The organism is Butyrivibrio sp. XPD2002 (assembly GCF_000423945.1).
Taxonomy (GTDB): Bacteria; Bacillota; Clostridia; order Lachnospirales; family Lachnospiraceae; genus Butyrivibrio.
In genome coordinates this window covers 16,698-38,671 of sequence record NZ_KE384118.1, presented here as the reverse complement: position 1 = coordinate 38,671, position 21,974 = coordinate 16,698, and the positions used below count along the sequence as shown (strand labels likewise).

Genomic DNA, 21,974 nt, shown 5'->3' with positions numbered 1-21,974 from the left:
GAATGGAGTATAAAAAATGGCAAAAGAGAAAAAGGGCGTACGCCTTGAGCATATTTCAAAAATATATAAGGATCACAAGACAGGTAAAGATTTTTATGCTGTTAAGGATCAGAACCTTGAGATCGAACCAGGGAGCTTTGTAACACTGCTTGGTCCTTCCGGATGTGGTAAAACAACAACACTTCGTATGATAGCAGGCTTTGAGTCACCGGATGAGGGTGAGATTTATCTTGGCGGTGAGCCGATAAATGCACTTACACCCAATAAGCGTGATACAGCGATGGTTTTCCAGAGCTATGCGCTTCTTCCTCACTACAACATTTTTGATAACGTTGCATACGGACTTAAGCTTCGCAAGATGGATACAGCTACAATCAGGAAAAAGGTAACAGATATCCTTGCCCTGGTAGGACTTGAGGGTATGGAAAATCGTATGACAAACCAGCTCTCCGGTGGACAGCAACAGAGAGTAGCTCTTGCAAGAGCTCTTGTAATCGAGCCCGGTGTTCTTCTTTTCGATGAGCCCCTTTCAAACCTTGATGCAAAGCTTCGTGTTTCCATGAGAACTGAGATCAGACGTATCCAGCAGGAAGCAGGAATCACAGCGGTTTATGTAACACATGATCAGTCTGAGGCTATGGCTATTTCAGATAAGGTCATCATCATGAACAAGGGTATCGTTGAGCAGGTGGCATCGCCTCAGGAAGCATATTACTACCCGAAGAGCAGGTTCGTTGCTGACTTTATCGGTGAGTGTAACTTCCTTAAGGCTAAGGTTACAGGACAGGATCAGGTTGAGATAAACGGACACTCCTTAAAGTGTGCAACAGGAAACCTTGCTGTAGGTGCTGCTTGTGACATGGTTCTTCGTCCTGAAGGCGCAACTCTTGCGGACAGCGGCGCTGTAAAGGGTGTGGTTGATTACTCATGCTTCATGGGAGCTTATCAGGACTATCACATCAGAGTTGGTGAGAGCATTGTTAAGATCCAGGAGTACAATCCGAAGAATAAGAAGATTTATAAGGTAGGAGAAGAAGTACACCTTAACTTTGAGGATAACACTCTTTACGCTTTATAAATTTCTTCTAAAATATTGCGTCTTCCTCTTTTCGGATATGCCGGTTTGTTTGTAACATTAATATAATCCATATGACAGAGTCGGAAGATGAAATACAAAAGCGTAAAGAATGGAGAATGTTATATGAGTATTGGCGTTATCATAGATTATCTGCAGAGTACTGCTGATGGCGCTGTGGCCTTCAGACTGATCCTTGCTACTATTCTTGGAAGTATAGTGGGGTGGGAGCGTCTTATAAGGCATCACAGTGCAGGTATCAAGACCTTCGCTCTTGTAAGTCTTGGTTCAGCTGTAGCAACTGCTCTAAATATTTATCTTGCTATGTTCCCGGGGCTTAATGCTGATGTCAGCCGTATCCCTGCCGGCGTAGTAAGTGGAATCGGCTTCCTTGGTGCAGGTACCATCCTTGTCACCGGTAAGAAGCAGATCAAGGGTCTGTCAACTGCAGCATCCCTGTGGGTTACCTCCTGTATGGGTATGGCCATAGGTGGTGGTTATCTGGTAGTTGGTCTTACATGCTTTTTACTTATAGCCTTTTCCAATATGGTTCTTCTTCATGCCAGCAAAAAGGTTGAGGAGCACAGCCTGTATATGAGCATATACATCGAGGTGAACAAGAACCACGGTGTGACCAAGCTCTCCAAGGTTATCTCGGATGAAGGCATTGTGATTACCAGCCTTACCAAGAGCAAGGACAAGACCTTAAGATCCTCAGACTGCGCGCTTCTTATAGACATGGAGCTTGACAGGAAGAGATCTCACGACGAGATACTTCAGATATTCAATGAACTTGAGTATGTGAACTATGTAGAAGAGGTATAAATGATTAGTTGAATAGAATTGAGGGGGACAAAAATGCATAGGAGGAACAGGTTATATAAAAACGCCATATCTATCATACTGATCTGTGCGATGGTCTTATCAGCCGGCTGCGCAGGAGCCGGGAAAAAGGATGATGCTTCCGCTAACTCAGTAGGAGAAGGAAAAACCAAGGCTGTACAAACTACTGAAAACAAGGATGATGCATCCGCCCAGGGAAAATCAGCTGAAGCAGACGGAACCCAAAATGAAGCAGATGGTACAAAAAACGATGAAGGCACACAAGCTGAAGCAGGCGAAGCTGATAACAGCAATACTTCCGATTCCGTCGAAATTTCAGAAGCTGACTTATCTTCTCCAATAGAATTCTCATACCAGAAGAATCCCGTACAGCTTATGGCCGGGGAGACAGAGATGGGTTCCGGATATTATTACAGCATCACTCTTGACAAAAGTGATAAGGACAAATTCTCCGGACTCCAGAAGTCCCTGGACGAATTCAACAGCAAGGGAGAAGCGGATCTGAACGAAAGCCTCAATTCCTCCATTGAGGAGCTTAAGGAAATATTTGAAAGTGGCTGGGGACTGGCATATGAATACGATCATGATCTGTATCCCATAAGGTCTGATGGAAGAGTATTTTCTTTTGTTGTTTCAAACTATACATTTCTGGCAGGAGCCCATGGCTATAATGATTACACCAATTACAACATTGACCCTGTTACAGGAAAAGAAATAAAGTTTGACGATGTCATGAAGGTGTCCGATGATTTTGCCCAGATTGTTGAGGATGAGCTAATAAAGCAAAATGATGACCTCGACGAATGCATGGACAAAGAGAGCTTCATTGAGGGCATGCCCGGACGACTTAAGGACGATGCGAAAGGTCTTTGCTGGGCTATTGGATATGATGGTGTATGGCTGTACTTTGAGGATTATGCAATGGGCAGCTATGCTGCAGGATCCCGCTATGTGAAAATCTCCTGGTTCGACCATCCTGAACTTTTCACAGATACCTACCAAAACTATGAGAAGGACAGCGTTCCTGAGATCTCCGATGTGGCAAAAGAATTAAAGGATGCAGATACAGCCACCATCGATGCCGGGATTACCATTAATGCGGGCGACGCCGTTGAAGGTGATGGAAGCGATGAGGGTGAAGGCGAGGACTGGTGGTATCATGCGGTTGTGAAAAATCCCGGATGGACTGCATGGGTCGCTGACGGAATCGATACATCTGTCGGAACACCTTCCGTAGAACTAAAAGAGATAAGCCACAATAAAACAGATTGGCTTGATGAGGATGCCTGGTCCGGTAAGATGGGAATTCCACTTCCTGAGGGACTGCCCTATAATGACGGAACCTATAGCTATAGCGTTGTCAATGAGGCGGATGAAGGAACACTTAGTCTTACGGTAATGGATGAAGCGAATCAGACCCTCAACGGCAATTACTTCTTTGATGAGTTCATAGATGCACCTGATCAGGGTCAGGGACTATTTGCCGACTATACAGAGCCCTACGTCAGATATGCGATGATGAAGGATGACATACTCTATGTATCGCTGGGACATCTAACATATGCTTCTGCAAATCCGCATAAAGCCTACATTGTAGCCATTGATACAGTCTCCGGTAATACTCTTTGGAAAAGTGATGACCTTGTTTGTGGCTCAAATAACTTCATTATCGAGGGAGACAGCATTATCTGCGGATATGGTTTTACTGATGAACCTGATTATATTTACATACTCAACCGTACTAACGGCAAAACACAAAAGCAGATCAAGGTAGCGTCGGCACCATCATATTTTATTAAGCAGGATAATAATCAGTTATACGTCCTTACCTACAACACGGAGTATCTGTATTCGATTAAATAACAAAGACTGCATACCCTGCTATTAGATGCGACATATAAAATGTAATCGCAAGCTATAAGAAAAATATATTTTGCACAATGAATTTTCTCTTGCCAAAAGAATTTATTCTTGCTAAAATTCAGTATCTGACAAAAATAGTGTCGTAGCGACATTTTCTTTTAGACAGTTAATACTTGATTTTTTAGGAGGTAAGTATGAGCGAACAGATCATTAGTGCAGATATGCTTGTAGGTGATATCATTTCAAAGCACCCTCTTGCAGCACAGTTTCTTATGGAGTGCGGAATGGGTTGTATCCATTGCCCTGCTTCACAGATGGAATCACTTTCAGATGCATGTGCAGTACACGGCATTGACGGTGAGGAGATCACAGATGCATTGAATGACTATCTCTTAGAGCACAATGCATAAGCGAAAATAATCATTTATTATCCCCGGAGCTTACGGCTTCGGGGATTTTTATTTCTAAAAATACTATATTTAAGAAACGAAATTTTAATAATTATTACTTATAATAATGTGTAGCGATAAACAATGCATGAGATATGCCAAAAGGATGAATAAATCAGCGATTAAAAAATTATTCATAGGTATTATCATTTTCATGGCTGGACTGGTACTTGCCCAGTTTCTTTATGATGTTTACTGCTATTTGGAGAAAAAAGCCAATCATGAGAAAGTTCAGGCGGTTATCCAGCAGGATCTTCTTTTCAGCTGGGATACTATGGATGCTGAAATAGAGGAAATCAGCGAATGGACCACGAAGAAGAATCTTACTAACGCAGACCGTGGCCGACTCTATGAAAGGCTTAGTCTTATTTATATGCAAAAGGGCGAAACCATGACCTACTACAGGAACCTTGGCTATGCGCTTTATTATCTTGAGCGAAGTGAGGATACGGACTACACGATAAATATCTATCTCGATCTCGCTAACTTTTTCCTGAACAACTACACAGTTAATTCGGCTCAGAGCATGATAGATAAGGCAGAGTCTATCAAGAGATTTGATGACATTGAGGATCTGCAGATAAGAAGCTACGCCTTCAGAATGCTTGGAATAATGAAAATCCAGTCCGAGGATTACGAAACTGCTGAAGAGTTTCTTGATAAGGCTCAGGAGCTGGTTGATATGTCCCATACAGGCGTCTATGAAGAGGCATATACAGCAATCAACGATGTATGGCTTGCCAAGGTTTATGTGGAGACCGGTCGCTACGATGAGTGCAGAGAGAAGCTGGACAAATGGGAAGGCCATGTTATGTTTACAACGGACGTATACAGACAGATCATGCTCCGCGATCTGATTATTCCGTTCTATCAGGCAAAGTCCCTGCTTCAGGCGGCTGAGATATTTGAGGGCGCTGATAATTTTGATGGCGATGAGTTTTCAAAGAAGGAACACGAGGTTGCTGATGCTATTGAGGATTTTATGAAGCTTTGCGAGGAAAATGGCTATGAAAAGGCTGAGCTTAGCACAATATTAGAGCTTCAGAAAAAATATCCACCCACTGATGAAAATATCAGAAGCGAGATGTATGCCATCGTCAACAGACTTTATACCAAGCTTTTTGATAATCAGAATGTCGCCTATGCCAACGTTATTGACAATATGGTGGAAGATTCCAAGCTGGAGATGAACAAGGCTGAGATTATGGAGTCCCAGGTCTACAAAAGAACAAGGCTTATCATCCTGTCAATTCTCGTTGTAATAGTAGTGTTTATCATCCTTGCAGTCATCATCTTTAACAGCAGATTTGATGGCCTGACGGGGCTTCTCAACAGGAAAAACTTCAATCTTAGTCTACAGCGTGCAAAGCGCAGGAATGATATCTACGGCGTAATAATGATAGATATTGATGATTTCAAGCAGATAAACGATACCTACGGACATCAGAACGGTGATATAGTCCTTGGGCGTCTTGGACAGCTAATGCAAAGAGAGATCACGGCAGATGTTCATTGCTACCGATATGGTGGTGAGGAGTTTGCGATCATACTGGATAAAAAGGCCATACCTTATACCTCCAGCGTGGGCGAGAGGCTTAGAAAGGTCATGGCCCTTCAGAACTGGGAATTTGCACCGGGTCTTGTGATTACGTTAAGTGTAGGTGTTGCCACCGGAACCGGTAATGATGATGTATTAAAAATGGCAGATGACAATCTCTACCATTCAAAGGCAGCAGGTAAGAACCAGGTTACGGATTAAAAAGAAAGCTGATTTGTTCATCCAAAAGTCTAGGACAACCTGTCGCGTATTTCATCCTCGGTTCTCTTTATTTCATACCAGAAGTCGGAGGCAGACATTCGCATGGCTCCGGCACCGTAGATGATTACCTGCTCTATGGCATCAGAGGTAGCAACTGTCACGCGATTTTTCCTGCTGTACTTGTGGGCAGTGCGCTCAATGTACTGGTCTGCTGTTTCGGCTTCCTTTGTGAATACCACGTCGAGGTTGTGGTATTTTAATACATGCTCGGTTCCACCGGGAACTCTATAAGCATCAAACACCAGGATGACAGTTTCTCTTCTGTAACCCTGAAAATTGGACAAAATATCCATAAGCTTATCACGGGCGGACTTCATGTCACTATCAGCAAGGGCACGAAGTTCGTCGTTCGCGTATATGATGTTGTAGCCGTCAACAAGAAGATATGAATCCTCGGGAGAGTACTCCTTTGCGCGGTACTTCTTTTCCGGGGCTTTGTTTGCGGCTTTTCTTTTTCTTTCTTCATCCGCTTTGGCGTCGTAGCGGGGCTTTACAGGTCCATAGGTCCGCTCGAAAATGCTGTCCAGCTCCTGAATGGTAGCGTTGTAAGCCTTCGTTCGCTCCTCATAGGTAAGCTCAGCTTCTTTTCTAAGATCATCCGATTTAAAGCTTTTAAGGGCATCACCCATTCTGGTAAGGTCAGTATCTGAAGCGGAGGAGTTTCCTTCGCCATCCGGCGTCCAGCCTGTATCAACGTGCATATGGCTTCTTACTTCATCCCAGGGAATGACGATTCCTGCGCCGTGGGAGCAGAATACGCTTCCTGTGGGCTGTTCTATGTCGCGCTCCGGATCGTAGGCCTTCTCCTCTATGATATCCTCTGCGTTGTGGCAGGGCTCATAGCCGCGAAGAGACAGATTAAGGCGGCCCTGACCATGGGTGTAGGACAATAGCTCAGTGGCATAATCATGAAGCTCTGAAGCGGGCACAGAGCCTGTTAAAACTGAGCTTCCATCGGACATAAGGTCCGGAGGATTGGTGGTTCCGCTCATTTTCTGTATATCACTTATGGCGCGGCCCACGGATTCAGTAGGGAGCTCAATTACAAAATCATAGACGGGTTCAAGCAAAATACTCTCTGCCATCATAAGTCCCTGACGGACAGCGCGCATGGTAGCCTCTCTGAAATCGCCTCCCTCAGTGTGCTTAAGATGTGACCTTCCGCCTATGACGGTTATTCTCATATCTGTTATTTCAGAGCCTGTGAGAACGCCTCTTATCTTAAACTCCTCAAGGTGTGACAGGATAAGATTCTGCCAGTTGACCGCAAGGTCATCCACAGGGCAGTCCGCATCAAAGGACAGACCACTTCCGGGCTCTGTGGGAGTAAGCAGAAGATGAGCCTCTGCATAATGTCTTAAGGGCTCAAAATGTCCAACGCCCTCAACGGGAGCCTTGATGGTTTCCTTATAAACAATACTTCCGGGGCCAAAGCCTATTTCAAGACCGTAGCGCTCCATGCAGCGGTGCTTTAGAATCTCCATCTGAACCTCGCCCATAACCTGAATGGACAGATCGCCTGTGACGTCATCCTTTTTTACATCAAGAAGAGGCTCCTCCTCGGATAATTCCAGGAGCTGCTTATACACGGTAAAAGGATCCGCACCCTCAGGAAGTATGATTCTGGAGGAGAGGATAGGAGCAAGTACCTCTGTGAGCTCACCTGTAAGTGCGCCAAGTCCCTGACCTGCATAGGAGGAATCAAGGCCTGTTACGGCCACAATCTGGCCTGCCTTAGCCTCCTGTAAAAGCTCGTATTTATCTCCGGAGTATACACGGATCTGATCAACCTTTTCTGATGTACTATTATCGGTTCCGCTGCTCTTAGCACCTGAGTGGGAGCCGGCTACAGGCATGGACAGTATGTCTCTTACGTGTAAGGTGCCGCCCATGATCTTAAGCCAGGAGAGCCTTGTTCCACCGGAATCTCTTGATATCTTGTAGACTCTTGCTGCGAAGTCCTCCGGATAGACAGGAGCCTTTGAAAAGGAATCAATAAGGAACATAAGCTCCTTTACGCCCTCCATTTTAAGAGCACTTCCAAAGAGACAGGGGAATAGCCTTCTGGTGGATATGAGGCTCTGAATATCTGAAACTACAACCTTTCTGCCATCCTCGAGATAAGCATTTAAAAGCTCGTCATCGCAGACAGCAAGCTCCTCCTGAAATTCGTCATTTCCAAGGAAGTCCTCATTAAGAGAGGCGTCAGCTTCTGAATATAAAACGGAATTACCTCTTCCCACATTACTTATAATAGTCTCTGAAAAATCCAGGGCGTGGGCAGAAAGTCTCTTCTGAATATCTGAGAGGAGAGCAGTTTTATCTGCCTGGTTCTGGTCCATCTTGTTTACGAATATGAAAATCGGAACCTCATAGTGCTCAAGAAGTTTCCACAGAGTCTGAACCTGTGAGGTTACGCCGTCGGCTGCGCTTATTATCAAAATAGCCAGATCAAGAACCTTCATGGTGCGCTCTGTTTCGGGCGCAAAATCAGCGTGTCCCGGAGTATCCAGAAGGGTGATGTGGGTATTTTCTGTCAGGTCAAGCTCAGCCTGCTTAGAAAAAATGGTGATGCCTCTTTTTCTCTCTAAATCATAAGTATCGAAGAAGGTATCACCGTGATCCACGCGGCCGGATTTTCTGACAACACCTGCGAGGTACAAAAGTGCCTCTGAAAGGGTGGTCTTACCGGCGTCAACGTGGGCATATATTCCAATGTTTAAATGTTTTTTATCTGCAGTATTCATAACCTCAATATTACCAAAAAAATATAGTGAACGACAAACAAAAGTTGCCGTTCACTATATTAAATAATCGCGTCTGCATTATGTGGTTTTAAACCGCTCTTTAGAATACTCCTGTCATAAAGAATGAGAGGTATATAACGAATGCGAATCCGATGACTGTTGAAAGGATTGCAGGTGAAGTACGGAAAATATGAGCTGTCTCCTTGGACTCATTTTTCTTGAAGATAGAATTGTACTCCTCAAGATGTCCTTCCTTCTTAGCGATAGCCTGCATGATCTTGTGTGCGATAAATGAAGCAATTATAGCAAGTACAAAGCAAACACCTGCTCTTGTAAGCTGAGCGCTCTTTGAGTTTAAAGCTGCTGTCTGAGCTTCAACTGCTGCAGGGTCTGCAACCTGCTGTGCAAGTAAGGATGCATAAAGAATTAATACGTTGAAACCGTTTATAAGGAAATGCAGGATCATTGATGTAACAATACTGCCACTTGCAACATTAACAAATGCGAAAATAACGCCAAGTAAAAATGCGTAGCAGAACTGGTTGAGGTTCAGGTGAATGAGTCCGAAAAACAGACCTGAAAGAAGGGCTGCCTTAAGGATAGTAGATACCTTTCTGTACTTGTTGAATAACAGGCCGCGGAAAAGCATTTCCTCAAAAAGCGGTGGCAATAAGGAAATAACAAGCATTGCAGCACCTGCAGAGGACTCTACCATGTTGGTGATTCCCTCGCCGGCTATATTAGGTACAAAAAGCTGTGAGAAAAAGTTTCCGAACATCCAGATAGGTGTAATTACAATGTTAAGCAGGATTGTAAGGAAAACTGTTGAAACCTTGATTTTGTGGAAACCAAGAGTGCTGAAAAAAGGCTCATTTTTCATCTTGAGGTAGATTACAAGCGGAATGAAAATTGCAGCCTCAGCTAAAACCGTTGCCCAAATGCCCAAAATCTTTCCTTGACGTGCCATAAAAATTGACAGTGGAATAAGTGCGATGTTAAGTACAAGAGCAATTAAGAAAATGATACTTGTGTTTTTTGATTCTCTTTGTTTTGTCATATTTTTTAGTCCCTCCAAAAATTTTTTCACAATGAAAATAATAACCTATGGAGAAACGAGATACAACTATTGAATATAGAAATAGGGATTGTTATCTGGATAAATTGGAAACTAAACAGAAAAAGTATAAATATGCAAATAGAGAGGGTGAAATGAATAAAAAAGAAGCTGTAAGAAATCTTACAGCTTCAGTAGTCGGAGTGGCGGGACTCGAACTCGCGGCCTCTACCTCCCTAAGATAGCGCGCTAACCAACTGCGCTACACCCCGGCGACAAGTGGTATAATATCATGCCACGAAAATAAAAGCAACAACTTTTTTTCAATATTTTAATAAATCGTTATTGCGACATTGAATAATTGAATTAGCGTCTATAACCGGATGTTTTATTCCGATTCTGAGATAATATGCTATTATATAGTAAGTGCTTGGTAAAACATGCACCAGGAGCATATTTTTATATAGAAATTTTGGGGGATTTATGAAAAAGTTTTGTTTTTTAAGCAGCAAAAGAATTCTTGCAGCGGTGCTTTCTGTATCGCTCTTAGCATCTCCGGTTTTAATGCCGTCAGAGAGCCTTGTTGTCAGGGCTGATAACACAGCAGTACAAAAGAAAATAGCGAAGCCTGTCATCAAGGAAATCTCAAATGATTACAAGGGACTGACCATATATTGGAAGACAGCCAGCGGAGCAAAGGAATACAGGATTTTCAGAAGAAGGAGAAACGCTGATCCCTTTGAACTTATCGCTGTGGTATCAGGGGATGAGAGGTCCTATACGGACAGTGACGCCATGAAGGAAGGCGGAATATATACATATATGATAAAGGGAGCTGACGGGGCCACAGAGTCTGAGGAATCAGAGCCCAAGACAGCTTCAAGATTCCTTGTGTCCAAGGTTAGATTCAAGGTTAAATACGCCCAGAAATCTGCAAGAGAGATGCAGAAGATGATTAATGATTTCAGAACAGGTAAGGATACCTGGTGCTGGAACACAACAAATACCCAGAAGGTTTACACACAGGGCATCGGCAAGCTTGCTTATGACTACAACCTTGAGAAGGTTGCCATGACAAGAGCTGCTGAGATTGCTTTAAAGTTTGGTCATGAGAGACCAAACGGTAAGACCTGCTTCACCGCAATGTCCGATGAGGGCTACAAATTCACCTATGCGGGCGAGAACATAGCCTACGGCTATAAGACAGCAAAGAAGGCATTTGAAGCCTTTCAGGAGACTAATCAGTACTACTCAGGTCAGGGACATCGCAGAAATATGCTGAATACCAACTACAATGTCTGCGCGATCGGACACACTAAGGTGAATGGAGTGCATTACTGGGTTCAGCTTTTTGCCTACACCACTGAGGATTCAGACTACACCAAGACAGTAAGCACCACCAAGAATGTGTCACTTTACGTATCAGCTGATGACCTTAGCAGCTATAAGAAGAGTCTTAAGTCACTTGGAGCTACCATTAAGGACTATGCTCCCGGAACTGTGACATGGGTTGATATTCAGGCTGAAAAGAAGAAGGCTACGCTTTTTTATAACAAATCAATAGGCGCATCCGGCTATGAGATTTACAGATCAAACAGCAAGAAAACCGGCTATAAGAAGGTTGGTACAGTAAAGAACCAGCTTAAGCTTGAATACACCGACAAGAAGCTTGCAAGAAAAAAGAAGTACTATTATTATATTGTTCCATATAGAGTTGCGCATGATGAAAAGATTTATGGCAAAAAATCAGCGATAAAGATGGTGAAAACCAATTAAGCGCAGGAACAGTTTTTACTGATAAAAAAAGGATGGGAAATGACTATGGATATCGGAGAGCGTCAGAATCTTAGGAACGAGATAGAGGGCATTGTTAATCTGATCATTGACGACTACAACAAGGGCAGAGATGTAGATCAGATGGACATTTTCAATCAGCCCGACAGAGATGTGGTTGTTGATATTGTAAAAAAGCTGCTGAGAGTTTTGTATCCCGGCTATTTCAGGGACAATGTTTACAGAAGCTATAATGATTCAAACCGAGTTGCGGTAATAATCGAGGACGTAATTTACAATATGCAGAAGCAGGTTGCTATTGCCTATAGGCATGGCGAGGTCTATCAGAATGCAACTGATGAAACCCTGACCTGTGGTGCAAGATGTATCACCCATGAGTTTTTCAAAAAGATCCCGCACATCCGTGCCCTTATAGACACTGACCTCCAGGCCAGCTACGAGGGAGACCCGGCTGCATTTAGTAAGGAGGAAATCATCCTCTCATATCCGGGACTTATGGCGACAGCGATAAACCGTATGGCACATGAGCTCTATCTTCTGAAGGTGCCGCTTATTCCGCGTATCATGACTGAGTATGCCCATTCAGTAACGGGAATCGATATCCATCCCGGTGCAACCATTGGAAAATACTTCATGATTGACCACGGAACAGGCATAGTTATTGGTGAGACTTCAATAATAGGTGAGCACGTTAAGGTATATCAGGGTGTTACAATAGGTGCACTTTCAACAAGGGGCGGACAGGCTCTTAAGGGAGCTAAGAGACATCCCACCATTGAGGATAACGTTACGATCTACGCCGGAGCTTCAATCCTTGGCGGAGAGACTGTAATCGGACATGATTCAGTGGTTGGTTCTAACGCGTTCCTTACTTCTTCAATCGCTCCGGGAACCAAGGTGAGCATTAAGAATCAGGAGCTCCAGTTTAATAACGACGGATCAAAGGATTTTTAAAAAAGACTAAAGATTCTTATCATGATGACCGAAATAAGAGATGTAGGTATAGACTCATTATGTATGAAAGCGGTGAGATTATGATGAGATCATTGTGGTCCGGTGTTGCCGGGCTTAAGACACATCAGATACAGATGGACGTTATCGGTAATAACGTTGCAAATGTAAATACCACATCCTATAAAGCACAGAAGACTACCTTCGGTGATCTTTTGTATCAGAATGCGAGAAAGGCAGCAGGCCCCTCAAATGTAAGAGCAGGCACCAATGCCAGACAGGTCGGACTTGGAGCAAAGACATCCTCCATAATGACAAATATCGCAAAACAGGGATCTATTCAGCAGACAGATAATGTCTTTGATCTTAGTATTACAGGTGATTCCTTCTTCGTAGTTGAGAACCAGAGAGGTGAGATGAACTATACAAGAGATGGTTCATTTACCGTTGACGCTCAGGGCTACCTCGTTACAAGAGCAGATGGCTTCTATGTAAGAGGAACGGCAGCTGAAGGCGATGATGGCGGAGCAGTAGGCGGAGAACTTACAGCCGGTGTCGGCAACAGACTCCAGGTTCTTCCTATAGATGACGAAGGTAACATCAAGAAAATGGCAGGCCAGCCTACGACCTATGCCAGAGTTACAGGTAATATCAGCAGAACAGACACCCTTCTTTCAGCAGATGGCGGAAGAAAGGTTGATCTTGAGTTCTACGGAGCTGATGGCAAGACATATACAGTAAGAATGGCCTTTTCAGATGCCGGTGACGACAATGACACTACATATCAGGCTTCAATAACCGGAATCATGGACGAGAACCATCAGTTCATCGAGGGCGGCGTAGCTGCGGGAACTGTTGTTAACCTGACCTATGACCCCTCAACAGGAAAATTCACCGGAGCAAACGGTGCGGCGAACGGGCAGGTTCAGTTGGCATTTACCGGTGATGCGGCAGCAGCGGGCAGTATCACTCTTGACTATTCAGGTACCACAAACTATGCTCCCCTTAACGGAATGAGCAGCTCATCACTTGCAACCTACAGAGGTACTATTGAAGGTGAAGGTGAAGGCTATCCTGAGGGTGACATGAACGGTGTTGCTATCGCAAGAGACGGCACTATTACCAGACTTTACAGCAATGGTCAGAACAGAGTTGCAGGAAGAATTGCAGTGGCAGAATTTGCCAATGTCACAGGCCTTTCCAAGGAGGGTGAAAACCTCTATCAGGTAACCGGAAACTCAGGACCAGCACAGGTGATGTGGGTAACTGATGACGGTGGCTACATGACATCAGGAACTCTGGAAATGAGTAACGTTGATCTCTCAAATGAGTTCACCGATATGATCATTACACAGAGAGGATTCCAGGCAAACAGCCGAGTAATTACAGTTTCGGATACACTTCTCGATGAGCTTAGACAGCTTAAGAGATAAAAGTAATCACTTAGCGATGTGCAGAACACTTGGCGAGGTTCTATCGAGCCTGGTGTAATGTCATACAGAGTAGGTTTTTTCGAGCTTAGTGTACTACTTTGTTCTGGCGAGGGCACTGCCCGAGAGCAGAACTTCCACATATTTTAGCACATTGAAAACACCCGTAATTTGGACGCTTGGGGGAGAGTCCTTGTTAGGGGTGTTGTTTTTTTAGAAATTACAAAAAGTGGCTTGTAAACTACTTAACATCAACTATTTTTGTAAATATTCGTTCATGAATTATGTAATAAAATTAGTGATTTTGACCGAAATATATAGTACAATATAAGTAGAGAAAGTGAATTTTGCGACAATTAGCACTCAACACTAGACAGTGCTAACATAATGAGTTATAATCATCAAATCATAGCAATTCATTTTTCAATGGAAAGGAGATGAGGCTATATGGTAATCGTTAAAATGAATAATACGACAGTTGAATGCAGTATTGCTGCATCAGAACTCCGTGAAATCGGCCTCACCCCTGAAGCAATCATGAATGGAGAGAAGAGAACAGTTCCGTTTATGGCGCAGCTGAACAGGGAAGTTGGCGAGCAGCTGGGGTATGATCCCGAAACAGAAGTACTCATGATGAGTAAGAACATGATGGTAGATGGAAGTGTGCGCATCTTCGCCATAAAAATGTCCAATGAGGACATTCAGAAATCAGCAGACAGAATACGTGGATCAGCAGAGGCTATTCTCAGGGAGATGACTCAGGAGAGAGTTGACTCCATCAAGGCTAAGACTGGTTCCGACAAGGGACAGGCCCTTAATGAGATGATCGGACACGTTTCAGAACTCATAGAGCAGATTTATGATCAGGATGAAGAGCAGGATCCTCAGATTGAAGCAATGGCTAAGCCCATTATGAATTCTGAGAGATACATGGCCAGATTCAAGGACTTAGGTTCTGCTGCAAGATTTGCTAAGGTTACCTACAGTCTTCCTATTACAGAGTCCAAGCTTTACAAGGAGGACGACCTGTACTACGTAACATTGGTTCTTGAGCCTGACGGAGAGAATGCAGTGTATGATCTTCGCAGAAGCGGACTTGAGTATGCTGAGGAGCTGATGATGAATTCAGCTGAGCAGACTCACATCGAAGAGACCGGAAAATGCATCATTAAGGAGGACGCACTCCTTCACCTGAAGGATATGATCGCTGGATAACTATGAAGGTAACGGTATTTGATTTTACGGGAATTTATGAGAACGAGAGCTTTGACTTTTGTAAAAGAGAAGGCTTTCGTTCTCTTTTTGTGGATTTAAAGGATATAAGCGGAACCAACTGTATATGTGACGATTACGCTTTCGAGGAGATCAGGAAAAGGATCATCGCCTCTGAAAACACTTTGAATGTGCAGGGTGGAAGTGGAGAGTTAAGCTTTAGATTTTTTGATAATGGAAACTACCACTACATGTCAAGGATACTTATGAATGCGACGGTGCCCTTTGATCTCGTTGTATTTGACCACCATCCCGATATGAAGTGGACATCCTACGGAGAGATATTGTCCTGCGGATGTTGGGTTTTGAGCGCCCTTAAAAACATTTCGGAGCTCTCACGTGTGTACATAGTTGGCGCGGATAAGGCTCTTATGGAGGAGGCTTACGCTGACAATCCGGAGTACAAGGACAGGGTGTTCTATTTTGAGGACTGTATGTCTTTGCGACAAATGTTTGAGATCACAGAAGATGCGGCTCAAAGCATCTACATTTCTGTGGATAAGGACGTACTCTCAAGGGATGAACTTATAACCAACTGGGATCAGGGAGAAATGACCCTTGAAGAGCTTAAGGAAGGCCTTTCCTTTTTGAAGGCACATTACGGAGAAAATATCGTAGCTGTTGATGTCTGCGGAGAGTGCGCTCCGGATGACCCCGATGCTTTTTCTGAAAAGGGGTTTGATGCCGGAAACAGAATCAATGCTGCTATAATGGACGCATTTTCTTAAAATATTTATAAAAATTTAATTGTGTATGCATAGGATTGTTGCTCAGCAATCTATAGAATTAGCATAAGGGGCACGCGCGATTGCCTCTTTACAGATGCCTATGATCCCGGTTTTTAAAGCACAGAGTGCTTAAGAAGGAGTAGATTGTGAGCAAAGATAATGATCAGAACGAAAAAAGAGAAAAGATAAGTCTGCTGAGCACAGTTAAGGCAAGGCTTATCATAACCACAGTAGCACTTGTGGCTATTCCACTTATTATCGCAATTGCTGTCAGCTATAGAAGCTCTATGAACAGAGGTCTTAATGACGCTAAGGAGATAAACTCCAGACAGTGTACTATAGTTGAGCAGAAATTCATGACTGTTATTCAGCAGCAGCTACGAGCTCTCGAATCAGTAGCTGAAAGTCCCTACACTATTAACTATCTGAAGGATGAGGCGTCCAGAAATGAACCTGAAATGGTAGCTTACCTGCAACAGGTAAATGTTCCCTTTAATGATGGCAACGCTATTGTTATTTCGGGAAATGACGGAATGCAGGTTGTAAGATCTGATGGCGGAAAGCTTTCTGATATTTCAGAGAGAAACTTCTATCAGACAGCCCTTAAGGGTACTGAGAACATTTCTGAGGTGCTCGTATCCAAAGCAACAGGCGCCCGCATAATCGTGCCTGCAGTTCCTGTTTATGACACTGACTACAAGACAGTAATCGGTGTTGCTCAGCGAAGCTACGACCTGAACGTTTTGTATCAGCTCCTTGTTGATAACGTAGGAGAGAATCAGAGAGCATTCATTACTGATACTAACGGTATTGTTGTTGCCATCTCAGATTATGAGATAAAGCCCGATGATCCTGAGGATAACAGAAGCGACAGAGACTTTTTCATTCAGGCAAAGACTCAGAGTTCCGGTACCTATGTTACAGGTAAGGGTAATGATAAGCTGATTGTATCTTATCTTAAAGAGCCCACAACTGGCTGGATAATCGTTGTTTCCTCCAACTACAACGCAACTCTTGCAGATGCAAGACAGAGTGCAATGCTCATCGTACTTCTTGGAGTAATAATGATAATCCTTGCAATCGTTCTTTCCTTTAGAATGGCTAATTCCTTCACAGGACCTATGCATGAGGTTAATGATGCTCTTCATCATCTGGCAAATGGTGAATTCGTCGATATTCAGAAGTTTACAGACCGTAAGGATGAGTTTGGCGAGATGATAAACAACACCAACACAGTGGTGGATGTTCTGGGAGACATAGTAAAGAATATCAAGTCCTCTGCTGTTTCGGTTAACGAATCCTCGGAAGAACTGGCAGATGCGGCAAGTCAGATATCTCAGACTGCGGATGATGTATCCAATGCCGTTCAGGAGATCGCATCCGGAGCAACACAGCAGGCTGATGAGATTCAAAGCGTTACAGAGAATGTCGCAAATATCGACCAGGCTACCGGAAATGTACAGGATAGCACGGAAGACCTTGCCAATATCGCACAAAGGATGCAGGAGGTTTCAACTGAGTCAGCACAGAGCCTGGCAGACCTTCAGCAGAGCAGCCATAATATGAGCAACAATATTTCTCAGATCACTGAGAAGATTGGTGCTACAAGTAAGGCAGTTGAGAGTATCAATGAAAAGGTTGAGGGTATTGCATCTATCGCAAGCCAGACCAACCTCCTTTCACTGAATGCCTCAATTGAGGCAGCAAGAGCCGGCGATGCGGGTAAAGGTTTCGCGGTTGTTGCAGAAGAGATCGGAAAGCTTGCAGACGATTCACGTAAGATGGCTGACGATATCAGAAGAGAGATGGATATACTTCTTGCAGAGTCACAGTCCGCAGTTGAAATGGCTGCAGAGGTTCAGAAGGGCAATGACGAGCAGGAGGAAGTACTTGGCAATACAGTTCAGAGCGTAAATGCGATGATAGAGGATATCTCATCTACTGTTGTCAGTGTTAAGAGCATTGAAAGCGAGGCTACTACCTGTGTTGATGCCAAGAACGTTGTGGCTGATGCAATGGCATCCCTGTCCGCAATCTCAGAGGAGAATGCAGCATCCTCAGAGGAGACAGGAGCATCCATGCAGGAGCTTTCCGCAACTGTTACAACACTTTCCAGCTCTGCGGATTCACTTAAGAGCATAGCAGTTAAGCTAAGAGATGATATGCAGTTCTTTAAATAATGAAAAAAGTGCTATAATAGGAAATGGCAGCCGGCAAAATGGATTTGCCGGCTGTCTTTTTGGTAAAATGCGTTTTAGGGGATAGACAGAAATTGCCGGAGGAGAGTATGGACAAAAGGATAAGGGACAGAATCAAGAAAATCGAGAAGCTGGAGATGGATCTTTTATCGGATGAGGAGATCCTTACTCAGAAGAAGGAGATAACACTTCTTATAGAGGCTCTGCAGCAGGAGCTTTTGAGAAGGACAATTGTTATCGGGGCTGTGATCATTGCCTTTGTTATTGCGGTTGTGGGACTGTTTTCATATCCCTCAACACCTATGCTTTTTGTGACGCTTGTGAGCCTTTTGACGTTCATTATGCTGGTGATAATTTATACTCAGAAATTAAAAATGTATAATGACCTTTACAAAGCGGCAGATATATTGTATAAATAGTATTGCTGCGTCACAAATAGAAAGTTTAAAATGCTTGATTATTTGTATTGACAAACCACCGGCAAGTAGCTAAAATATCTATTGTTGCTTGCAGGAATGGCGGAATTGGCAGACGCGCACGGTTCAGGTCCGTGTGATAGCAATATCATGAGGGTTCAAGTCCCTTTTCCTGCATTAGTTTTTAACTAGTGCAACTAATTAAATACTTGATATGCGGAAGTGTCGGAATTGGCAGACGAGCAAGACTAAGGATCTTGTGATGGCTACATCGTGAGGGTTCAAGTCCCTTCTTCCGCACGATAAAAGAGAGGTAAGACGAAAGTCTTACCTCTTTTTTATCGTGCGGAGGAGCCCCTTGAACCCTGGGTTCAAGGGGTCTCCGCTTTGCTCCGGTCGGCTCAGGACCGACGTCCCCCGGACGTCGTGCGCCCTCGCAGTATAGCTGCTTCGTCGGTCGGTTCGGCGGGAAAAAGGTCCCCCGGACCTTTTTCTATTTCCGCCTCACCCCTTCTTCCGCTATTTGAATGATTTACGTTTCCGCACGTCGAATGGTATACTGTTTTGTTCGTATGGGAGAGGGACTTGCCCCGCTTGCGCACGTTGAATGATTTACTGTTTCGTGGGGTAATCGGATCAAAGAATTGTTCGCGAATAGACGTAACGGATACCGGAAGGGAATTTCCGCAGGGTAATCGGATCAAAGAATTGTTCGCGAGTAGACGTAGTGACTACCTGAAGGAACTATCCGCGATTGGACCGGAAAGAGATGTTATAGTCTAACTGGATGAACGATGGGAGTGCCATAAAGAAGGTAGTTCAACCTATGGTGCTTGATAAACCAAAACAGGTTGATATGCGGGAAGCGTGTTTAGGAATGAGTTACGTCAACTCGCGAACAAATTAGAGCACAGGCGTAAGGGAACCAATAAAGCGGGCATGAAAGCGCAACCGATATTGAAAAAATAAAATCTACCGGTGTAACGCTCCCTAAAAAGCAATAAATTAGTTCAACCTATAGAAAGGCAAGTTCGCGGATAGACGTAACGGTCACATGAAAGCAATCCCCGCAGGGTAACCGGTTGAAAGAATTGTTCGCGATCAGGCGTAACAGCAACCGGCAAGTAAACCCCGCGGTAATTTATGCGATAGATTTAACACGGTTGGTGTTTACTACCATCTGAGATAAGTGTCTTCCACGGGAGAGGCACTTCTTATATATTTCTGTGCATTTTTTGTAGCTTGAGAAGGTTTTCTCGGCCTTTTCTTTGTCGCCGTAGACCTTCCAGTAGCCGACGCATTTTACGCCCTTACGGGTGTCCTCCATGAAGCCCTTGACGTCGATGGGAGGGTAGCCCAAAAAGAGGCCGATTTCGTGAGGAAATGAGCCATCATTGTGGATGTGATGGATGAGGTGAACGATATCACTCTCGATGGAATCGCAGCCGTAGCCCTTCTTCCGGAGGATTGCTTTGGCTTCTTCACAAGAAAGATCGGCCTTAAGCTTCTCAGGGCGATATAGATATATCAAAATGGTTTTATCTGTGATCTTCAAAGGAATTGCGCGGAGTCCCTTGTCAACAAAGCACTGGTTTAGCTCGCTGAGCTCTTCCTTTATATCTGAAATCAGACTTCTGTCGATAGTGAAAATGTTTCCTGTTTTTATTCCTGCCAATGTGGGCGAGCAGTTTTCAATAATGATACTGTCAGGCATACCTATGGCTCCTCCTAAGATTAAAGTTAGCATTTGCTAACTAAAAGTATACAATATTAAAAATGTGTTAGCAATAGGTAACTTGATAAAGGCAGAATCTAAACATTCCATAAAGTGGGTTTTATCTTTTTTTTACAATATATCCAAACGCAATATAGTAAAATTAAATGGGATATTTCTCACAAAAATATGGCTTGAAAGTATGAGGGGGACATTTTAATGAATCAGGATCAAGGTAATTGGAATAAAATTTTAGAAACGCTTTTTAAGGATGCTCCTACTGAAGTGGTATGGGGGCTAATGGGGGCTGCTGCTGTTACTGCAGTGATCCTGTTCGTACTATATCTTGGCTTTGTCTTTCTGTTACTCAAGATAAAAAGAAAGATTATTGGCAGTATTGAGAAAAAGAAGGGCAAAACGCTTACACTCCAGTTCATAGAAAAAATGATTACCTTTGCGATGATCGTTTTATTCATAGTGCTTCCACTAGGAGGCGACGAAATAGCCAATTCGCTGCTTGGTAGTACTGCTGTAGTTGCAGCTGTTGTGGGTTTCGCAGCTCAGGAAGCTATCAGGAACATGTTTGCCGGACTCCAGATAAGTCTCTATAAGCCCTTCGATATAGGCTCAAGAGTTGAGCTTGAAGATGGAACTACGGGAATAGTTGAGAACATGACGTTAAGACATATCGTGGTCTGCCTTCTTGATTCCACCAGAGCGATTATTCCCAACAGAAAATTTGATGAAATGAAGATTATCAATTACAGCTATGCAGCGGATGTGCCAAGGGCTGCAGTTTTCAAGTATCCCATCGGTTATGACTCCGATATTCAAAAGGCAAAGGATATAATCAGAAAAACCATATGCGAATGCCCTCTTACTCTTAATGAAGATAAATATGATGAGAACGAGCCAAACAGCAGGATGGTATATTTTCTTGAAGTGCAGGACAGTGCACTTATCATGGGAGCTACGGTTAAATTCCCGGCTAATGTAAGAAGCGAAGTAATAAAGGATGAGATAAATACTTCCGTATTTAATGCGCTTAAAGAAAATGGAATTGAGATCCCTTTCAATCAGTTGGATGTTCATATGAAAAATGTCTGATTGTTGCAGATTCTGTTTATGTTATTGGTAGGAAAACAAATGGAAAAGAATGACAAGCTTGTAAGCAACACCTTTAATTGAAGAAATGCTCACGAACACTATAGATCATGGCTATAAAGACGATAGGGAAAAGAACATTGATATAAGAGTTATTTACGGTAAAGATAAGCAGACAATAAGAATCCGCGATAACGGCAAGCTCTTTGATCCCGTGGAATGGCACAAGAAGAACCACCCCGAGGACCCTGCATCAGGCCTTGGAATAAGGATGGTTATGGGCCTCGCCAAGGAAGTCAGATATGTGCCGGCGATGGATATGAATAATATTATGTTGATTTTGTGATATTTTGAGATATTAAGGATATATTTGAAGTTTTTTTATCGGAACTATGCCTGTTGTTGGCATAGCTCCGGCATTTTTTGTTGGTGGGAGGCCAGAATCTGGCCGGATCTTGGGGATAATCAACCAGTTCTCATAGTTTTGTGAAAACTGACTTATCACTTTACGAATAAC

Annotated in this window: 17 protein-coding genes and 3 tRNA genes; 16 read left to right on the top strand and 4 right to left on the bottom strand. The window is 43.5% G+C overall.

Going from position 1 to position 21,974, the window contains the following annotated elements:
* Positions 1–16 precede the first annotated feature (16 nt).
* The 5 genes from G587_RS0120440 (at position 17) to G587_RS24890 (ending at position 5,989) form a co-directional block, all read left to right on the top strand.
* On the top strand, positions 17–1,078 hold the full coding sequence (locus tag G587_RS0120440) for an ABC transporter ATP-binding protein (protein ID WP_026493755.1): 1,062 nt from the start codon (positions 17–19) through the stop codon (positions 1,076–1,078).
* Between the two features lie 123 nt (positions 1,079–1,201).
* Positions 1,202–1,900: an MgtC/SapB family protein gene (locus tag G587_RS0120435; protein WP_026493754.1), complete on the top strand. Its 699-nt coding sequence runs from the start codon at positions 1,202–1,204 to the stop codon at positions 1,898–1,900.
* Positions 1,901–1,933: 33 nt separating this feature from the next.
* Positions 1,934–3,781 carry a DUF3298 and DUF4163 domain-containing protein gene (locus G587_RS24895; RefSeq protein ID WP_051201204.1) on the top strand — a complete coding sequence of 616 codons (1,848 nt, stop codon included), beginning with the start codon at positions 1,934–1,936 and terminating at the stop codon, positions 3,779–3,781.
* A gap of 194 nt (positions 3,782–3,975) precedes the next feature.
* Positions 3,976–4,191 (top strand): DUF1858 domain-containing protein, encoded by a 216-nt coding sequence (locus tag G587_RS0120425; RefSeq protein ID WP_026493753.1) that lies wholly within the window; start codon positions 3,976–3,978, stop codon positions 4,189–4,191.
* Between the two features lie 193 nt (positions 4,192–4,384).
* Positions 4,385–5,989, top strand: a complete 1,605-nt coding sequence (locus G587_RS24890) for a GGDEF domain-containing protein (protein WP_196812640.1) — start codon at positions 4,385–4,387, stop codon at positions 5,987–5,989.
* A gap of 29 nt (positions 5,990–6,018) precedes the next feature.
* Here G587_RS24890 and G587_RS23870 read toward each other — a convergent pair whose 3' ends face one another.
* From G587_RS23870 to G587_RS0120405, 3 genes are all read right to left on the bottom strand, one after another.
* Positions 6,019–8,796 carry a translation factor GTPase family protein gene (locus tag G587_RS23870; protein ID WP_035787483.1) on the bottom strand — a complete coding sequence of 926 codons (2,778 nt, stop codon included), beginning with the start codon at positions 8,794–8,796 and terminating at the stop codon, positions 6,019–6,021.
* A gap of 100 nt (positions 8,797–8,896) precedes the next feature.
* Positions 8,897–9,853, bottom strand: coding sequence for a CPBP family intramembrane glutamic endopeptidase (locus G587_RS0120410; RefSeq protein ID WP_026493751.1), 957 nt, complete (start codon positions 9,851–9,853; stop codon positions 8,897–8,899).
* A 195-nt stretch (positions 9,854–10,048) separates the two neighbouring features.
* Positions 10,049–10,122 (bottom strand) — tRNA-Pro (locus tag G587_RS0120405).
* Positions 10,123–10,333: 211 nt separating this feature from the next.
* Between G587_RS0120405 and G587_RS24885 the strand changes: the two genes are divergently transcribed.
* From G587_RS24885 to G587_RS0120360, 9 genes are all read left to right on the top strand, one after another.
* Positions 10,334–11,626, top strand: a complete 1,293-nt coding sequence (locus G587_RS24885) for a CAP domain-containing protein (RefSeq protein ID WP_051201203.1) — start codon at positions 10,334–10,336, stop codon at positions 11,624–11,626.
* Between the two features lie 45 nt (positions 11,627–11,671).
* A complete protein-coding gene (locus tag G587_RS0120395) occupies positions 11,672–12,598 on the top strand; it encodes a serine O-acetyltransferase (RefSeq protein ID WP_026493750.1) in 927 nt (308 codons plus the stop codon).
* A gap of 80 nt (positions 12,599–12,678) precedes the next feature.
* Positions 12,679–14,028, top strand: coding sequence for a flagellar hook protein FlgE (locus G587_RS24880; protein ID WP_196808938.1), 1,350 nt, complete (start codon positions 12,679–12,681; stop codon positions 14,026–14,028).
* Between the two features lie 444 nt (positions 14,029–14,472).
* Positions 14,473–15,240: an adaptor protein MecA gene (locus G587_RS0120385; RefSeq protein WP_026493749.1), complete on the top strand. Its 768-nt coding sequence runs from the start codon at positions 14,473–14,475 to the stop codon at positions 15,238–15,240.
* Positions 15,241–15,242: 2 nt separating this feature from the next.
* A complete protein-coding gene (locus tag G587_RS0120380; protein ID WP_026493748.1) occupies positions 15,243–16,025 on the top strand; it encodes an arginase family protein in 783 nt (260 codons plus the stop codon).
* A gap of 146 nt (positions 16,026–16,171) precedes the next feature.
* On the top strand, positions 16,172–18,205 hold the full coding sequence (locus G587_RS0120375; protein ID WP_026493747.1) for a methyl-accepting chemotaxis protein: 2,034 nt from the start codon (positions 16,172–16,174) through the stop codon (positions 18,203–18,205).
* 107 nt (positions 18,206–18,312) lie between these two features.
* Positions 18,313–18,642, top strand: coding sequence for a hypothetical protein (locus G587_RS0120370; RefSeq protein ID WP_026493746.1), 330 nt, complete (start codon positions 18,313–18,315; stop codon positions 18,640–18,642).
* Between the two features lie 90 nt (positions 18,643–18,732).
* Positions 18,733–18,816 (top strand) — tRNA-Leu (locus tag G587_RS0120365).
* A gap of 39 nt (positions 18,817–18,855) precedes the next feature.
* Positions 18,856–18,939 (top strand) — tRNA-Leu (locus tag G587_RS0120360).
* A gap of 841 nt (positions 18,940–19,780) precedes the next feature.
* On the opposite strand, the gene G587_RS0120355 is transcribed toward G587_RS0120360, so the two are convergent.
* On the bottom strand, positions 19,781–20,353 hold the full coding sequence (locus G587_RS0120355; RefSeq protein WP_026493745.1) for a DUF3793 family protein: 573 nt from the start codon (positions 20,351–20,353) through the stop codon (positions 19,781–19,783).
* Between the two features lie 219 nt (positions 20,354–20,572).
* On the opposite strand from G587_RS0120355, the gene G587_RS0120350 reads away from it, so the two are divergent.
* Positions 20,573–21,460 (top strand): mechanosensitive ion channel family protein, encoded by an 888-nt coding sequence (locus G587_RS0120350; RefSeq protein ID WP_026493744.1) that lies wholly within the window; start codon positions 20,573–20,575, stop codon positions 21,458–21,460.
* An 85-nt stretch (positions 21,461–21,545) separates the two neighbouring features.
* Positions 21,546–21,803, top strand: a complete 258-nt coding sequence (locus G587_RS0120345; protein ID WP_026493743.1) for an ATP-binding protein — start codon at positions 21,546–21,548, stop codon at positions 21,801–21,803.
* The last annotated feature ends 171 nt before the right edge of the window (positions 21,804–21,974 follow it).

What these genes read in the sequence shown, in the direction of transcription:
- G587_RS0120440 (WP_026493755.1), top strand. Translation starts at nt 17, where the DNA reads ATGGCAAAAGAGAAAAAGGGCGTACGCCTTGAGCATATTTCAAAAATA.
- G587_RS0120435 (WP_026493754.1), top strand. Translation starts at nt 1,202, where the DNA reads ATGAGTATTGGCGTTATCATAGATTATCTGCAGAGTACTGCTGATGGC.
- G587_RS24895 (WP_051201204.1), top strand. Translation starts at nt 1,934, where the DNA reads ATGCATAGGAGGAACAGGTTATATAAAAACGCCATATCTATCATACTG.
- G587_RS0120425 (WP_026493753.1), top strand. Translation starts at nt 3,976, where the DNA reads ATGAGCGAACAGATCATTAGTGCAGATATGCTTGTAGGTGATATCATT.
- G587_RS24890 (WP_196812640.1), top strand. Translation starts at nt 4,385, where the DNA reads ATGGCTGGACTGGTACTTGCCCAGTTTCTTTATGATGTTTACTGCTAT.
- G587_RS23870 (WP_035787483.1), bottom strand. Translation starts at nt 8,796, where the DNA reads ATGAATACTGCAGATAAAAAACATTTAAACATTGGAATATATGCCCAC.
- G587_RS0120410 (WP_026493751.1), bottom strand. Translation starts at nt 9,853, where the DNA reads ATGACAAAACAAAGAGAATCAAAAAACACAAGTATCATTTTCTTAATT.
- G587_RS24885 (WP_051201203.1), top strand. Translation starts at nt 10,334, where the DNA reads ATGAAAAAGTTTTGTTTTTTAAGCAGCAAAAGAATTCTTGCAGCGGTG.
- G587_RS0120395 (WP_026493750.1), top strand. Translation starts at nt 11,672, where the DNA reads ATGGATATCGGAGAGCGTCAGAATCTTAGGAACGAGATAGAGGGCATT.
- G587_RS24880 (WP_196808938.1), top strand. Translation starts at nt 12,679, where the DNA reads ATGATGAGATCATTGTGGTCCGGTGTTGCCGGGCTTAAGACACATCAG.
- G587_RS0120385 (WP_026493749.1), top strand. Translation starts at nt 14,473, where the DNA reads ATGGTAATCGTTAAAATGAATAATACGACAGTTGAATGCAGTATTGCT.
- G587_RS0120380 (WP_026493748.1), top strand. Translation starts at nt 15,243, where the DNA reads ATGAAGGTAACGGTATTTGATTTTACGGGAATTTATGAGAACGAGAGC.
- G587_RS0120370 (WP_026493746.1), top strand. Translation starts at nt 18,313, where the DNA reads ATGGACAAAAGGATAAGGGACAGAATCAAGAAAATCGAGAAGCTGGAG.
- G587_RS0120355 (WP_026493745.1), bottom strand. Translation starts at nt 20,353, where the DNA reads ATGCCTGACAGTATCATTATTGAAAACTGCTCGCCCACATTGGCAGGA.
- G587_RS0120350 (WP_026493744.1), top strand. Translation starts at nt 20,573, where the DNA reads ATGAATCAGGATCAAGGTAATTGGAATAAAATTTTAGAAACGCTTTTT.
- G587_RS0120345 (WP_026493743.1), top strand. Translation starts at nt 21,546, where the DNA reads ATGCTCACGAACACTATAGATCATGGCTATAAAGACGATAGGGAAAAG.